11 protein-coding genes are annotated in these 15,589 nt (G+C 56.4%); 8 read left to right on the forward strand and 3 right to left on the reverse strand.

What is annotated here, in order from left to right:
• Positions 1 to 221: 221 nt before the first annotated feature.
• Positions 222 to 1,838, reverse strand: a complete 1,617-nt coding sequence (gene glgP, locus NST43_RS02640; protein ID WP_209992218.1) for an alpha-glucan family phosphorylase — start codon at positions 1,836 to 1,838, stop codon at positions 222 to 224.
• Positions 1,839 to 2,141: 303 nt separating this feature from the next.
• Here glgP and rbsK point away from each other — a divergent pair, with 303 nt between their 5' ends.
• The 6 genes from rbsK (at position 2,142) to NST43_RS02670 (ending at position 7,680) form a co-directional block, all read left to right on the forward strand.
• Entirely contained in the window at positions 2,142 to 3,080 is a 939-nt protein-coding gene (gene rbsK, locus NST43_RS02645) for a ribokinase (protein ID WP_339222372.1), read from the forward strand.
• Between the two features lie 326 nt (positions 3,081 to 3,406).
• Positions 3,407 to 4,171: a type I 3-dehydroquinate dehydratase gene (gene aroD / locus NST43_RS02650; RefSeq protein WP_339222374.1), complete on the forward strand. Its 765-nt coding sequence runs from the start codon at positions 3,407 to 3,409 to the stop codon at positions 4,169 to 4,171.
• Between the two features lie 176 nt (positions 4,172 to 4,347).
• Positions 4,348 to 5,040, forward strand: coding sequence for a response regulator transcription factor (locus NST43_RS02655; protein ID WP_209992215.1), 693 nt, complete (start codon positions 4,348 to 4,350; stop codon positions 5,038 to 5,040).
• A complete protein-coding gene (locus NST43_RS02660) occupies positions 5,037 to 6,404 on the forward strand; it encodes a HAMP domain-containing sensor histidine kinase (protein ID WP_339222375.1) in 1,368 nt (455 codons plus the stop codon). Before NST43_RS02655 ends, NST43_RS02660 begins: the two co-directional genes overlap by 4 nt.
• A complete protein-coding gene (locus NST43_RS02665) occupies positions 6,401 to 7,003 on the forward strand; it encodes a PepSY domain-containing protein (protein WP_339222377.1) in 603 nt (200 codons plus the stop codon). The genes NST43_RS02660 and NST43_RS02665 overlap by 4 nt, the downstream gene beginning before the upstream one ends.
• A 116-nt stretch (positions 7,004 to 7,119) precedes the next feature.
• Positions 7,120 to 7,680 carry a PepSY domain-containing protein gene (locus NST43_RS02670; RefSeq protein ID WP_339222379.1) on the forward strand — a complete coding sequence of 187 codons (561 nt, stop codon included), beginning with the start codon at positions 7,120 to 7,122 and terminating at the stop codon, positions 7,678 to 7,680.
• 55 nt (positions 7,681 to 7,735) lie between these two features.
• Here NST43_RS02670 and NST43_RS02675 read toward each other — a convergent pair whose 3' ends face one another.
• Both NST43_RS02675 and NST43_RS02680 read right to left on the reverse strand, forming a co-directional pair.
• Positions 7,736 to 8,500: a MerR family transcriptional regulator gene (locus NST43_RS02675; RefSeq protein WP_339222380.1), complete on the reverse strand. Its 765-nt coding sequence runs from the start codon at positions 8,498 to 8,500 to the stop codon at positions 7,736 to 7,738.
• Between the two features lie 244 nt (positions 8,501 to 8,744).
• The gene (locus NST43_RS02680; protein WP_339222382.1) at positions 8,745 to 9,497 is read right to left on the reverse strand and encodes a 3'-5' exonuclease; all 753 of its coding nucleotides are present in this window, start codon (positions 9,495 to 9,497) and stop codon (positions 8,745 to 8,747) included.
• Positions 9,498 to 9,708: 211 nt separating this feature from the next.
• Between NST43_RS02680 and NST43_RS02685 the strand changes: the two genes are divergently transcribed.
• Together NST43_RS02685 and NST43_RS02690 are read left to right on the forward strand one after the other, a co-directional pair.
• On the forward strand, positions 9,709 to 10,128 hold the full coding sequence (locus tag NST43_RS02685) for a hypothetical protein (protein ID WP_339222384.1): 420 nt from the start codon (positions 9,709 to 9,711) through the stop codon (positions 10,126 to 10,128).
• 13 nt (positions 10,129 to 10,141) lie between these two features.
• Positions 10,142 to 15,127, forward strand: coding sequence for a DUF4132 domain-containing protein (locus NST43_RS02690; RefSeq protein WP_339222385.1), 4,986 nt, complete (start codon positions 10,142 to 10,144; stop codon positions 15,125 to 15,127).
• Positions 15,128 to 15,589: the final 462 nt, after the last annotated feature.

Below are 15,589 nucleotides of genomic sequence, written 5' to 3' on the forward strand. Positions count from 1 at the left end.
TTTTTATAATTATTATAATTAACATTATGCGGAAGAAAGCAGGTTCATGCTAGAGCTGGAGGTTACAGACAAGGAAATTTGGCTTAGATGAAGCGGAAGCGGAGAGTGGAGAGTGGGCAAAAAAACTCCCGCCCGCAGCAGCGGACAGGAGGAGAGATTCTTGAACAGTAACGGACCAGCAGCAACGGGGTGCGGGTGACGGGAGCAAGAGCTACTGCATGTTAGCTTGGGATATACATCCGGTTATAGTATTCATCCAGCATGCGCTTGGTGGCGAATTCGGTGCGGGTGGTCTCGATGCTGCGGTGCATCATCTGTACCCACTTGGCCTGATCCTCATAGAAGACCGGGAGGACGCGGTTCAGAAGGGTCTCGTACAGTGCATCGCTGTCATGCTGGTCAAGCACCGTAAAGTCGGTGGTCTCGAAGCCGTCTCCGATCTGCCAGCCGTTCTCGCCGTCGATGCAGGCCTCCGGCCACCAGCCGTCCAGGATGGAGCAGTTCAGGACGCCGTTCATGGCGGCCTTCATGCCTGAGGTTCCGCTTGCTTCCAGCGGTCTGCGCGGATTGTTCAGCCAGATGTCAGAGCCGCGGGTCAGCTGGGCTCCGATGGTCATGTCGTAGTTTTCCAGGAAGACTACGCTCTTCGGATATTTGCGCATCATGGCTACAAGGTTGCTGACGATCCGCTTGCCGTTGTCGTCGAGCGGATGCGCTTTGCCGGAGAATACAATCTGGATCTTGCCGCTCTCCAGGTACGGCTCAATAATGTCCGGCTGGGAGAAGATCAGGTCACTGCGCTTGTAGGGAGCCGCCCGGCGGGAGAAGCCGATGAGCAGATGGTCCGCATTCAGGGCGATGCCGGAGCGTTCCTCAATGAAACCGATCAGCTCCTGCTTGATCTCCTTATGCACCGCCCACAGGTCGCCGCCCTCCTCAAAAGCACGGGTCATCCGCTCATCTACCCAGGTAGGGGTATGAATCGCATTGGTGATGCCGATGATCTCTGATCTGCCGGCGACTTCCTTCCACATTTTGTTCGCGGTATCGGCATGAAGCTGGGCAACCGCATTCGAGATCCGCGACAGCCGCAGGCCGGCAACGGTCATGTTGAAGGGTTCTCCGCCGATCCGCTCCATTTGTGCCTGTGTTAAGCCATTAAAGGCCCCCATGTATTCCAGCCGATCCAGCGGATGGGTCTCGTTTCCCTCCTTAATCGGTGTATGTGTAGTGAACACAACCTCTTCCCGTGTAGCCTTCCAGGCTTCTTCAAAGGTACTGCCGCCGCACATCTTCTCCCGGATCAGCTCGATCGCTGCGAGCGCCGCATGCCCCTCGTTGAAGTGATAGACATCGACCTTAATGCCCAGGGCGCGCATGGCTTTGACGCCGCCGATGCCCAGAACGATCTCTTGGGCAATCCGCTCCTCCCCGAACCAGCCGTAGAGCTGGCCGGTAATCCAGGCATCACTGTTCTCCGGGATATCGGTGTCGAGCAAATAGAGCGGGCGGTTGCCGAAATGGTCTGTTTTCCACACTTTGCAGACCACATCGGTCTTTCTGACTTTTACCGTGACCTTGACGCCCGTATCTTCCAGGAAGTCGTACACATAGTTGTGGTAAGAGTCGTAGGGGTTGCCGTCCGCATCAATCTTCTGGTCCGTGTAGCCCTGCTTCCATTTGAGTCCGATGGGGATGATGGGTGCCCCGATATCCTGCGCGCCCTTGATGTAATCTCCGGCCAGAATGCCCAGGCCTCCGGCGTACATTTTGAAATCGGAATGCAGTCCATACTCCATGCTGAAATAAGCTACTGACGGTAAGTGGTTCTCGCTCACGTGATAAGCCTCCTAAATGCGATTTAGATCATAACGAGTTACTGCAGGCTGTATCTAAGGTGCAAACGTTTGCTCCATGAGGCAGGACGGGCTCTGGAAGCGATTGCACCATCATTCTAGCATATTTATCCTTAAAAAGCACAGCGGAGTTTCGGTGACAACTGGCGGCATGCGGACCCGATAAATAAAATTTGATAAACCTGCCGGAAGGCCATAAGATAAGGGGAGAATAATTGTACATGGTTCATCTAAATCATAAGCTAAACCATAAATAAACAATAAACCAAGTGGTGGTGTAAAGGATTGAGTATAGTCGTAATTGGAAGTCTGAATATGGATATGGTAGTGCGGGCAGAGCGCGCGCCGGAGGCCGGTGAGACCCTGTTCGGTCAGGGGTTCGCTCTGTCTCCGGGCGGAAAAGGGGCGAACCAGGCTGTCGCTGCGGCCCGGCTTGGTGCGGATGTTACGATGATCGGCAGAGTGGGCAAGGATGCTTTTGGCAGCGGGCTGCTGGAGATTATGGAGCAGGAGCAGGTTCATACCGCGTATATCTCGCAGAGTGAATCCCAGGCTACAGGGGTTGCTTCCATTGTAGTGGACGGGGCCGGGGAGAACCGGATCATCGTAGTGCCTGGTGCGAATGTGGAGATGAAGCCGGAGGATATTGAAGCGCTTGTGACAGTGATCAGCGGGGCCGGGATCGTGGTGATGCAGCTGGAGACGGATCTGGCGATGTGCGAGTCTGCGGCAGTTATGGCGTTCCGGCATGGGATTCCGGTGATTCTTAATCCGGCTCCGGCCCAGCTGCTGAGTGATAAGCTGCTGCACCATGTCACCTACCTGACTCCGAATGAGACAGAGGCGGGCATTCTGGCCGGTATCTCTGTGGAGAGTGTGGAGGATGCAGAGCGTGCGGCTCGGATCATGCTGCAAAAAGGAGTCCAGCACATGATTGTAACGCTGGGCTCCAAAGGGGCATTAATCGTGGATGCTGCCGGAAGCCGGCATGTCCAGGGGTTCCCGGTGCAGGCGGTAGATACGGTGGCAGCCGGTGATTCCTTCAACGGGGCGCTGGCCTGGCAGCTGACCTGCGGCAGGACGCTGGAGGAAGCGGTCCGCTTCGCCAATGCTGTCGGTGCACTGTCGGTTGGCAAGACCGGTGCGATTGCTTCTCTGCCCAGACTGGAAGAGGTAGAGCAGTTCCTGCGGACAGCTGCTAATGCGGAGTCTCATGAGCAGTAGATGCCTGTAGATTCCGTATGTGTGATAGAGGAAGCAGATGCTATATAAGACGCACTAAAGAAATTAACGAAAAGCAAAAAGAAGCGGAGGGGAAATTTGGAACTGTAGGAGCGGTAGCGTCCGCCTTTGTCAACGGATTTCATCCGTGAATAGCGGGAAAAAATCAAAGAAATCTGTTGACAACAGCGGCCGGAAGTCCAAATGTTCACCGCAGCGACGACCAAGCTTCGAGTTCAAACCTTAAGTGCGTTTTATATAATAGACAAATTAAGCGGGGAGCGTCAGAGGAAGCTCTGAGACTCCGGGTCCGCTAAGGAGCTGACAGGATGAGCGGTACAGTAACCGTCAAGAATATAACCCTCGGAGAAGGGATGCCCAAAATCTGTGTTCCGCTGGTCGGAACGACGCGGACGGAACTGCGTGAAGAAGCTGAGGCGCTGATCGCACTGGCGCCGGATGTAGTGGAGTGGCGCAGTGATTTCTTCACGGAGGTGGAAGATATTAATGCCGTAACCCAGGTGCTGGAGGACATCCAGCGCGTGCTGCCGGAGATTCCGCTGATCTTCACCTTCCGCAGCGCCCGGGAAGGCGGCGAGAAGGAAATCTCCTCAGCATATTACTTCCGGCTGATCCAGGCGGCGGTAGAGAGCGGGCTGGTGGATATGGTGGATGTGGAGCTGTTCCAAGAGGAAGCGGAGGTCCGCAGACTGATTGCAGCAGCGCATGGACAGGCGGTGTTCGTGATTCTCTCGAATCATGACTTCGACGGGACGCCGTCCGAGGATGAGATTGTCTCCCGGCTGCGCCGGGCGCAGGAGCTGGGCGGCGATCTGCCGAAGATTGCCGTAATGCCGCAAGGTCCAGCCGATGTGCTGACCCTGCTGGCGGCAACGAACCGGATGCAGGAGCAGTATGCAGACCGTCCGATCATTACGATGTCGATGGCCGGGGAGGGCGTGATCAGCCGGCTGGCCGGAGAGATCTTCGGCTCGGCGCTGACCTTCGGTGCGGCGCATAAGCCTTCGGCACCGGGGCAGGTGGCGGTTGCCGACCTGCGCCGGGTGCTTACGCTGCTGCACCGCAGCTTGTAGCGGCTGCCGGTTCAGACGCAGCAGGAATGGGGATGGACAGGGGTGTTTCCGGCCGGTATTACGGTGGAAGCACCCTTTTGCATATAGAGGGAGATAGTAAATAGCGGGCGGAGTTTGAAACTGTAGCTGCCCATGCCCTACAATGGAGGCAACCAAGTAGAAGGGGCGGAGCGCCGATGACAGAATTGATCCTGGTTGTGGAGGATGAGGTGAGAATTGCCCGTCTGCTGCAGATTGAGCTGGAATGCGAGGGATACCGTGTGTGTATTGCCGGCAGCGGCCATCAGGGGCTTGAGATGTACCAGGAGCAGCAGCCGGATCTGTTATTGCTGGATGTGATGCTGCCTGGATTCAGCGGCATAGAGCTGCTGCGGCGAATCCGGGCGGGCGATCCCGATACGCCGGTTCTGCTGCTTACAGCCAAGAGCTCAGTAGAGGATAAAGTGTCGGGCCTGGACCTTGGGGCCAATGATTATATTACGAAGCCGTTTCAAATTGAGGAGCTGCTGGCGCGTGTCCGTGCTGCGCTGCGGCTGGCCTCGGGGCGGAGGAAAGAGGAAGCCGTCAACCTGCTGATGGCAGATGATCTGGAGCTGAACGAAGTTACGCGGGAGGTGAAGCGGGCAGGCCGGAGCATCGAGCTGACTCCCCGGGAGTTCGACCTGCTGGTCTACCTGCTGAAGAATAAGCGTCAGGTGCTGAACAGGGAACAGATCATGGCCGCCGTCTGGGGGTACGATTATTACGGTGATACGAATATTGTGGATGTCTATATCCGCTATGTCCGCAAAAAAATTACGCTGGACCCCCAGCCTGAATTGATTCATACCGTGCGGGGCGTTGGTTATGTGTTGAAGGATACCCCATGAAGCTGCGGAGCACCATTCATCTGTATTCCAGCGTGCTGTTCGCCGTGCTGCTTATCCTCATGAATCTGTTCATCTACGCCGTATTCAGCCGGATGTCACTAGACAGCCAGCTCGGGCAGGCGTCTGCCGAGACGGCCAGAATCGCTGCCGCGATGAGAAAAGCCGGAGCTGGGGTAACGGCACCGGAGCTGCTCCGGGCTTATGTGCCGGTGGAGGGAATGCTGCGGCTGCTCGCTGCGGATGGTAGCGGATCGGCGCCGGTTACCTCAGCCTCCGGGCAGGAGATCAGCCGTATGAAGCCGGTCTACCATTCCGGGAAGGAGGCGGAACGGGTCCGGGTGGACGGACGCTTGTATGCGTTCGTGAGCATTCCGGTCATCTGGACGGACGGGAACGTCCTGAATCTCCAGATGACCAAAAGCCTGGAGAGCACGATGGATACGTTGCGGGTCCTGCGGCTGGTCCTGGCCGGGGCTACGCTTGCGGCGCTGCTTCCGCTGCTGCTCTCCAGCCGTCTGTTGTCGGGCCTGATTATGCGGCCCATCGTCCAAATGACGGCGACCATGCGGGAGATTCAGCGCAGCGGGAAATTCCGCAGGCTTCCGCTGGAAGCACACTCGAAGGATGAGCTTGTGGAGATGGGGCATACCTTCAACGAAATGATTGGCCTCTTGGAGAGCAATTATGTGAAGCAGGAGAAATTCGTGTCGGATGCCTCCCATGAGCTGCGCACACCGCTGACGGTTATTGAGAGCTATGCCAGTCTGCTGAAGCGCAGAGGGCGGGATCACCCGGAGCTGTTCGATGAATCGGTTGAGGCCATACATTCCGAAGCTGTGCGGATGAAGGAAATGACGGAGCAGCTGCTGCTGCTGGCAAAGCACCCGGAGCAGTGGGATCTGGAGCTAAAGGTGATGGATCTGGAGGCGCTGGCCCGTTCTTCGGCGAAGGCTTTTTATAATGCGTACGGGAGAGAGGTCACGATTCAGGTCAAGGGGCCGGTCGAAGGCTACAGCGATGAAGCGAAGCTCCGGCAGCTGCTGTTCATCTTCCTGGACAACGCCCGCAAATACAGCGATGAGCAGATAACCGTGCGTATTGAGGCTTCCGGGCAGGAACGGATGATTGTGATTACCGACCGCGGCATTGGAATTCCGCCGGAGGAGCTGCCGAAAATATTCGACCGTTTCTATAGAGTGGATGAGGCGAGAACCCGTGAGAACGGAGGGGCAGGCCTGGGGTTGTCGCTTGCCGCAGAGATCGCGGGGGCGATCGGAGCGGAGTTGTCCATGGATAGTACGGTAGGCCTGGGAACCTCGGTGACGATCCGTATGGCTGCGGACCGCAGGGGAGGTGGACAATGAACCAGCATCCAAGGAACAAGAGCAAAATGTCTAAGGCAGTCATAGGTATGGTTGTCTTCCTGCTGCTGGCTTGGGTTGCCTTCCGGATATTCGGGAAGGATTCGGAGCCGCTGTTATCCAGAGATCAGGCTACGCTGGCTGTGCTGAGTGAATATGCCGGTAAGGTAGACAGTCTGAAGCTGCAAGCCGGAGCTTATATAGCGGTGCTTCAGACGGAGCAAGGACGGTATGAGCTGAAGCTGGACGGAGTTACTGGCGAGATTCTCTCCATCGTGCTGCTGAAGCGCACGGACGAACCGGCGGTGCAGCCTACGTCTGCCGCTACTCCGGTTCCATCTGGCGGAGCTGACGCTACCCCGTCACCAGCACCTACCCCGTCAGCGCAGAGCGTAGTCTCCAAAGCGGAGGCTGTCAGACTGGCTCTGCTTGAGGTACCGGGGGAGCTGGACGATGTGGATACGGGAATCGATGCGGCGGGCGCTTTTTATCTGGTGGAGATTCATACTTCAGACGGGCGGGAGGCCGTAGTTCAGGTCAACGCAATCTCGGGACATATTATGTCTGTGACCTGGGAAGAGCCGGATAGGGAGGATTCCTAGTGTTCTATTTATTTGTTTTCTCAGCGAATTCTAATGTTGCTCCCGCTGTTCTCTCAGATTGTAGCGTTATAGTTACTACATGAAGCAGCGAAGAATGAACTTAGGAGGCGTTAACATTGAAGACCAAGATATGGAGTAGTATCACGGCGGCAGCACTTATTCTCGGAGGCGCTTATGGTATAGGCGAGCTGAAGGGCAGTACGGCAGAAGCAGCCGCAGCAGTGAAGAGTCAGAGTACAACATTGATCAGTGTAAGCAAAGCTGAGCAGATTGCCTTGAAGGCAGCACCGGGACAGGTGGAGAGCGTCGATCTGGAGAAGAAGGCCAGCGGCACGTATTACGATATCGAAATCCAGCAGACCAAGCAGGAGATAGATGTCCGGGTAGATGCGTATTCGGGAAAAGTAATCAGCGTGCGCAAGGATGTAGACGATGATGGTTCTTACACGGCAGCTCCGGCTTCAGGCGGGAAGTTGATTACCGCAGGCAAGGCGGCTGAGGTGGCTCAAACTGCTGTGAAGGGGACGGTCACCGAGATTGATCTGGACCGGGACCATGGAGGCGCTGTCTATGAGGTTGAAATCAGGAACGGGCAGGTCAAGACAGAAGTAGGTGTCGATGCGTATACTGCCAAGGTTGTGTACACCGATACGGATTCTGACGAGGATGATGATTGATATGTAAAAGAGAGGCAGCCGGATGAACGGCTGCCTCTTTGCTAAACTATTACGTCTACTGCTTCGCTCCCGTATACACGTGGACAGCATCCCGCAGGAACGCGGCCATGCCCGGGCGGCGCTGGTCGTAATAAGCGGTGAAGCGCTCATCATCGACATACATCTGGGCTACGCCTGCATGGGCTTCCTTGGTGTAAGTATCCCAGTAGAAGCTTAGCCACTGGCGGTGCAGGTCAGCGGCCTTCTGCGCCAGCTCGCTTGCCGAATCGCCTTCCTCCATCGCCTGCTCCAGTGACGCGAACATGTCGGCCTCCAGCTGCTGAAGCGCAGCGTATTGCTCCTCCGTCATATGGCTCAGCTTGCGGTTCGACTGCTCCACGGCTTCTCCGCCGTATTTCTCCCGGATCTCCTGGCCGTACTTCTGCTCGTTATCGTCAATCAGCTTCTGCTTGAAGCCTGCGAATTTCTCCTGATTGCTCATTGGACTTCTCCCTTCTGTGTGTGCAATGGTCTGCTCAACGTTCGCGATGAGCCGGTCCAACTGCTGTCTCCGCTGAAGCAGCTGGTCATGGTGCTCACGCAGGGCGCGGGCGTCGTCGAAGGAGGGTGAATGGACAATGTCTCTGATCGCCGCAAGGCTGAGGCCCAGCTCCCGGTAGAACAGAATCTGCTGCAACAGGTCTACCTCGGCCTGGCCGTAGATCCGGTATCCCGAGGAGCTGATTCTGGCCGGCTTCAGAATACCGAATTCATCGTAATACCGCAGGGTCCGTGCACTGATCCCCGCAAGTGTCCCCAGCTTCTGCACCGTATATTCCATGGTCCTATCTGCCTCCAATCTGTCTTGGCGTATACAGCAGAGAACGGGTTCAAGGCGTTCCCGCCGTGTAAGCGGCCGCTTACAGATCTAACTGTATACTTTGACGTAACGGCAAGGTCAACTCTTAATTTGTAGAATAACCAGACAGCGGGGCGGGTAACCGGAGTGGACTGACAACAGCAAACAGCGGCGACCGCCCGGGCTATGCCTTGGGAGATTGCCGCTGTTGCGCGGGCATATGGGTCTATTTCTTGCCAAGCTGGGCGGCGAAATACGCCTTAAGCTCTGCCAGCTTCCGGGGGTCCGCCAGGGCATCCTCCGCAGGGAAGTAATGCTCGGCGACCAGCTCCCAGGTGGGGACGATTTTCTGGCCGGTCATCGCTTTGATAGCGATCTTAACCGTCTTGCGCTCCCTGGCGTTCGAGAAGGTATCGACATAATGCTGCGACCGCTCGAAGTCCAGCTCGCTGAAGACTGCGCGGAAGATCTCAGCCGTCATCTTGGCATCGTCCAGCGCGCGGTGGGCGGAGCCGGAAGGCTCCAGGCCGAAGAGGGCCATAGCCCCTTCAACGCTGATGTCGTTACTGAGGCTGCGGGCGCGCAGGACGCCCTTGAGCAGATCGAAGTAGGTGGCTTCCATCCAGTAGGCATCATCCATCTTGTGCATCCGCACATCCTGGATAATCCGCTTCATATCCTCACCGCCCCAGGTGAAGAGCAGCACACCGTCAGCGCTCTGGTCAAGCCACGCTCTGAAGGCGGTAATGACCTTCGGGAACCGGCTGGCGACGTCGATATCCTCCTGGGGGATGCCGGTTTTTTTCTTGATGAATGAATTCAAGGTGGAGAAGTATATGGGTCTGATTAAGGCTGAGAATTCATCCTTAACCTGCAATGAAGCGTCTAACCGGACCGCTCCGATCTCAATGACCTCCATGGGATGCTCACTGGCAAATTTGCGGCCGTTGAATTCGATGTCCAGAATAATATAATCCACAGGTAATGCCTCCGTTTCAGTGACTGGCGCCAAGATTGCTCGGAAATGCGCCGACCCTTCTATTTTAGCAAAAAAAGAGCTGTACAGATACCGGATGTCCTGTATCCGCACAAATTTGAATTTTCAGCCGGGAGCGGGTTGGTTTCTGCGAAAATGGGTAATGAACTAGATCATCTGTCGAATAGAGCTATTGAGGTAAGGAGGGAAGGCCATGAAGCTGTATGTAACCGTCAAAAGCCTGGGCAAACGCAGGCCGGTGCTTGAGCGGAGGGAGCTGCTGCTTGCTGATCGTCCGCAGACGCTTCGCGAGCTGATCTCGGAGATTGTAGCCGGGCAGGTGCAGGCGATGCTGGAGCGGCAGGAGCGGGGAGATCTGATCCCTTACCTGACCGCAAATGAAATTGTGGAGCAGGGTGATAACGGCAAGGTCGGGTTCGGCACGGTGTACGGCGAGACGAAGCCTGAGGTAGAGCAGGCTACGGCTGCGGAACTGCTTGCTTTTGAAGACGGATTGTACAAGGTGTTCGTACAGGAAGAGGAATGCTCCGCGCTGGATGAGCCGCTGAGGCTCGAAGAGGGCGATGAGCTGACGCTGATCCGGTTCACGATGCTGGCAGGAAGACTATGGTGAGGGAGATGACAGGATGAAAATCGGAAATGCAGAGTGGGAGACTCAGTGGTATGCGGATGTTGAGAACAAAGCCAAGGGGCTGAGGGGGGAAGGCGCGGAACTGGCAGGTCTGCTCGCGGAGTTCAGCAAGAACCGCTACCTTCATGAAGGGGAGGATTCGCTGGACCGCTTCCTTGTTATCATGGATGATCGCGCTGCGGCGGCTCAGGCTGACTTTACCGGATACTGGGCGCCGCTGATTGGGGTCATGCAGCAGCTGTACAGCACACATACCGTTGAGCTTGCCCGTTACATAGTTAAACATGCAGTGGAGTACCCTTATTCCATAGGGTATCTGCGCCGGCCGTTCCGGACCCGGGAGGTTCAGCCGCACCGGCTGCAGATTCTCCGCAAAATCAATGCCCTGATCTATATGGAGCTGATTGAATTCTCGTTGCCGGAGTATCTGAAGGGGGATTATGAAAAGGATTACAATATCTCTTACCGCGTAGATGTTGCCGTTCCCGATGTAGTCGCCTATGAGCTGAACCGCAGCGGCAGCGGAATGGAGGATCTGCTTAAGGAGGCGGTATATGGGGACAATCAGGGGGCAATGCTCAGCCGCAATATGATAAAAGGTACATTCCTCAGCCATAACCAGGCTGCTGTTCAGATGATGGGCGAGCTGCTGCTCGCTGCCCGGCTGCAGGAGGGACTGCGGCAGTCCATTATGGAGACGATGGATGAGGGGACGATAGAGAACAACCTTCATATGCTGAAGGTCATTCTGGAGAATGATCTCGTGCGCTACAGCTCGGTGGTGCGGGCCCTGGGCGTATGGACCGGGATGGGCCTGGAAGCCCAGAACCAGCGGGTGGCGAAGCAGTTGATTGAAGGAGCCTATCAGGTGCTGACGGATGAAGCGCTGCGGGCTGAGTGGCTGACCAGTGAGAATGCCAACCATGTCTACCTGAGCTTGTGGGGGACGGCTGTCTATGAGGAGAATGAACTGATCAGCAAAGTGGATGTCCTGATGGAACAGGGCCAGTCCTACCAGAAGATCGTAGCCCAGTATGTACTCTCCGGCAGCCAGAACCGGGAGGTGCGCCTGAGCAGCGCCCGGAAGTATCTGACAGAGCAAGAGCCGGAGCTGCTGTACTGGATTCTGACGAACTACAATTATGAGTATAACCGGATGTGGAGAGGACCGAAGGATAAGGGGCCGAGAATCGAGGTCGTAGCGAGCCCGCAGCTTGAGGATAAAAGCGAGCGGCAGCGCGACTTCAGTCTGCTGATGGGCATCTTCCTGAACCCGGACAGCCGGGAGCTGACCGGCACCTCCAAGGTGCTGGATTTCCTGCAGGTCAGCTATACCCGTGATCTGCCGGTCCAAAAGATGCTCTATCTGATCTCCTATGATATGGACCCGGCCTGGGTGAATAAATTGCTGGCACTGAAGGACAAGCTCAGCACGGATATACGTGGGGAGCTGTTGAATTACTTCGTGCAGCATACGGAGGATACCGTGCAGCGCGAATTCATTTTCGCGAGTCTCTCCGACAAGAGCATAAAGAACCGGGAGCTGGCGCTGGACCTGGCGCAGGGGCTGACCCTGGCGGAGGATGAGCTGCTGATGGCCGAAGGGCTGCTGAAGCTCAAGACCGGTACGCTGCGGCAGAGCGTAACCCGGATGCTGCTGAATCAGCCGGATGAAGCGCTGAAGGACTCCGTCCGCAGACTGGTGCAGGGCAAGAATGCCCTGCAGCGTCAGGCGGGACTGGAGATTATGACCGTGCTGTTCCAGGATGAGGAGCGTCAGGTGCTCTTTGAAGCGGTACGTCCGCTGGCGGAGGGGCTGGATAAGCCTTCCGACCAGGAGCGCGAGCTGATTGGGAGGCTGAGCCAGAAGAATGAGTATACCAAGGTGAACGGCTTCGGCTTGTTCGATCCGCAGCAGACGGAGGAGTGGCTGACTCAGGGGCCGGTACTTGACGGATTTGCCTGGGATCAGGTGTTCAAGCTGTCCTTGGAGCAGATCAAGACATTCCTTAAGGGACTGGACGACATGATTCACAAGCACCGCGATGTGGAGTATGAGGTCGAATACTACAGCGGATACAAGGATACGCTGCTGATCGGCACTAATCTCAGACCGCTGCAAGGGTACTTAATTAATGATGAGGAGAGCGGCAAATCCGCTCTTGAGCAGTACCCGCTGCATGAAGTATGGACTGAATACTGGGAGAAGAGCGGCTGGAGCGCCCGGGATCTGATAGAGCTGAACTTCTATACCAGCCTGGATGAGCTGGATGAGACCCTGGATAACTATGACGGTTACGATACCTTAGGGATCGATGATCAGGAACTCAGCAAGCAGAAGCTGTTGTCCGGCTGGCGCAAGGCATTCGCGGCAGAGATCTACCCGCTGGAGCAGACCCTAGCTGTGGTGAAGCTGGTGGAGAAGCTGAAGTACAGATGGCAGGTAGAGGCGCTGGTGGATGCGTTCCGCGCGGACCACAAGAGCCCGGAGGGCTTCCGTCTTGCCGATGGTGCGGTGAATGCGCTGATGGCTGGATTCCCGGAGGAGAAGCTCGCGGCGGATTGGCCTTTCCTGTCTGTGCTGGCTGATCCGTGGGTTGATATGGTGCAGAAGCTATGGGACGGAACAGAGGAGTTCAAGGAGATGTTCCGTACCTGCTACAGGTTCGAGAGAATCAGCGGAGACGGAGAACGGTCCAGCATCATCGGGCTGAAGCACTATGTCCAGGCCCTTACGGATGGAATCATCGGCGAAGACACGCTGCTTAAGGAGCTGCTGCTGAGTACGGATGCACGCAACCATATGAGCTGGATCAGCTCACGCAGATACGATTGGATCGAAGATAGTCCGCAGATGGTTGCACTGCGTGCACGGATCATCGACCGTCTGCTGGCGATTGAGCTGGGGCGCGGCGATCTGCCGACTGAGGTGACCGGCATGACGATGGGGCTGCAGCGGATTGAGGGGCTGGACTACTGTATCCGCATCCTGTCCGGGCTGAACAAGGATACCTTCATACGCGGATATGTGTACGGTTACGGCAACAATATTACGAAGAAGGAATCCTTCAGCCATCTGCTTAAGGTATGTTATCCGCGCGAGGGCGACAATGCGGAGCGGCTGAAGACCTTGCTGCAGGAATACAAGTTATCCGATCAAAAGCTGCTGGAAGCCGCCATGTACGCCCCGCAGTGGATCGAGATTATTGCCGAGTACCTGGGCTGGGAAGGGCTGCGCAGTGCTGCCTGGTACTTCCATGCCCACATTAACGAGAGCTTCTCGGCCGAAAAAGAGACGGTGGTGGCGCATTACTCGCCGATCACGCCGCAGGAGTTCAACGACGGCGCCTTCGATGTGAACTGGTTCCAGTCCGCCTACAAGGAGCTTGGACAAGAGCGGTTCGAGTTGCTCTATGACTGTGCCAAATATATCTCCGCCGGTGCGAACCACCGCCGTTCCCAACTGTTCGCCGATGCCACGCTCGGCAAGCTGAACCTGGAAGAGATGAAGCAGTCTGTAGAGCAGAAGCGGGGCAAGGATCATCTGCTCAGCTATAGTCTGATTCCGCTGGGAGCAGACCGCGAACAGGATATCCGTGTGCGTTATGAGTTCATCCAGCGCTTCCTGGCGGAGAGTAAGAAGTTCGGCGCACAGCGCCGCGCCAGCGAAGGACAGGCCGCACAGATTGCCCTGGGCAACCTGGCGCGCAATGCCGGATATGCCGATGTCACCCGCCTGATCTGGGATATGGAGGCACGCAAGCTGGACGATTATGCTGCGTACTTCGAGCCTTATGAGCTGGACGAAGAGACCTTCGTCTCGCTTAGTATCAATGAAGAAGGGCAAAGTGATTATGTAGTCACCAGCAAAGGGAAGGCGCTGAAGTCGGTGCCGGCACGCTTCAAGAAGCATGAGTGGATCGAAGCGCTGAAGGAGGCCAAGTGCGAGCTAACCGGGCAGTTCCGGCGTGCCCGGGCCGAGCTGGAGCGGTCGATGGAGTCCGGCAGCGGCTTCACACCGGCAGAGATTGCCGGGCTGAGCCGGAATCCGGTGCTGGCTCCGCTGATTAGCAAGCTGGTGCTGATGAGCGGCGACGAGCTGGGGTATTACGATGCGGATCAGGGGGCACTGGTCAGTCCTGCGGGCGAATCCACGGCACTGAGCGGGGAGGCTGCGCTGCGGATTGCCCATCCGCTGGACCTATACCGCAGCGGACAATGGAGCCTGTATCAGAAGGATCTGTTCGACCGTCAGCTCCGCCAGCCGTTCAAGCAGGTCTTCCGCGAGTTGTATCTGCCAAATGAGGATGAGCTGGCCCAGGGCGTGCTGTCCCGCCGTTATGCAGGCCATCAGGTACAGCCGAGCAAGACGGTCGCCCTTCTGAAAGGGCGGCAGTGGACGGTCAGCTATGAGGAAGGGCTGCAGAAGGTGTTCTATGCCGAGAACCTGATCGTCCGGCTCTATGCCATGGCGGATTGGTTCTCGCCAGCGGATACGGAAGCGCCGACACTGGAGACAGTGCAGTTCTTCGACCGGAAGACCTACAAGGGCGTGCCGCTGGATCAGGTGCCGCCCGTGCTATTCTCAGAGGTTATGCGGGATGTGGATCTCGTCGTCAGCGTAGCCCATGTCGGCGGCGTCGATCCGGAAGCGAGCCTGACGACTGTAGAGATGCGCCGGGTGATCGTCAGTGAGTCGCTGCGGCTGCTGAAGATTGAGAATGTGCGGCTGGACGGCAATTATGCGCGGATTGAAGGTACGCTGGGCGAGTATGCCGTGCATCTGGGCAGCGGCCAGGCGTACAAGCAGGCCGCGGGCGCCCTGTCCATTATTCCGGTGCATTCGCAGCACCGGGGGCGGCTGTTCTTGCCTTTCCTGGACGAGGACCCGCGCACAGCGGAGGTACTCTCCAAGGTCGTGCTGCTCGCTGATGACACGAAGATCAAAGACCCGCAGATTCTGGCACAGCTGAGTCGCTGAGTCGCTGGGCAGATGAGATGCTGAGCTGCTGGGCAGTAAGGGTTAAGGGCTAAGCGTCTGCTTAGCTAGGGGATATATGGCACCGGCGCTGGAACTTGAGCGCCGGTGTTTTTTTATAGTTGGTTAGGAGACTCAGATTTTTCGTGGGCCGAATGTAATCAAAAAACCGAATACAATGGGTGCCGCTGCGCGGAGGGAAGGGCCCCATGCATCACAGCCAGTAACATTTTAAGAGGAATCCTGCAAAAATTGCAACAATACTCCCCCAAAGAAGCGGTCTATGCTGAAATCCTGAAAGATGTGCAACAAAGCTGCTCCTTACAAGTGGTTGGTGAGAGAGGCGCCAGTATCCTTCACCCGTTAGAGTAATTTTGTTTATTTACATATGGCTTAAAGATAAGTATATCGATCATTGTGATAAAAACACCTTACATTATGATCCAAATATATTACTGTGTGCGC

The organism is Paenibacillus sp. FSL H8-0332, from assembly GCF_037963835.1.
In the GTDB taxonomy this organism is placed as follows: Bacteria; Bacillota; Bacilli; order Paenibacillales; family Paenibacillaceae; genus Paenibacillus_AQ; species Paenibacillus_AQ rhizoplanae.

Coding starts and splice junctions, on each gene's coding strand:
- NST43_RS02660 (WP_339222375.1), top strand. CDS start 5,037: ATGAAGCTGCGGAGCACCATTCATCTGTATTCCAGCGTGCTGTTCGCC.
- NST43_RS02665 (WP_339222377.1), top strand. CDS start 6,401: ATGAACCAGCATCCAAGGAACAAGAGCAAAATGTCTAAGGCAGTCATA.
- NST43_RS02675 (WP_339222380.1), bottom strand. CDS start 8,500: ATGGAATATACGGTGCAGAAGCTGGGGACACTTGCGGGGATCAGTGCA.
- NST43_RS02655 (WP_209992215.1), top strand. CDS start 4,348: ATGACAGAATTGATCCTGGTTGTGGAGGATGAGGTGAGAATTGCCCGT.
- NST43_RS02685 (WP_339222384.1), top strand. CDS start 9,709: ATGAAGCTGTATGTAACCGTCAAAAGCCTGGGCAAACGCAGGCCGGTG.
- aroD (WP_339222374.1), top strand. CDS start 3,407: ATGAGCGGTACAGTAACCGTCAAGAATATAACCCTCGGAGAAGGGATG.
- NST43_RS02690 (WP_339222385.1), top strand. CDS start 10,142: ATGAAAATCGGAAATGCAGAGTGGGAGACTCAGTGGTATGCGGATGTT.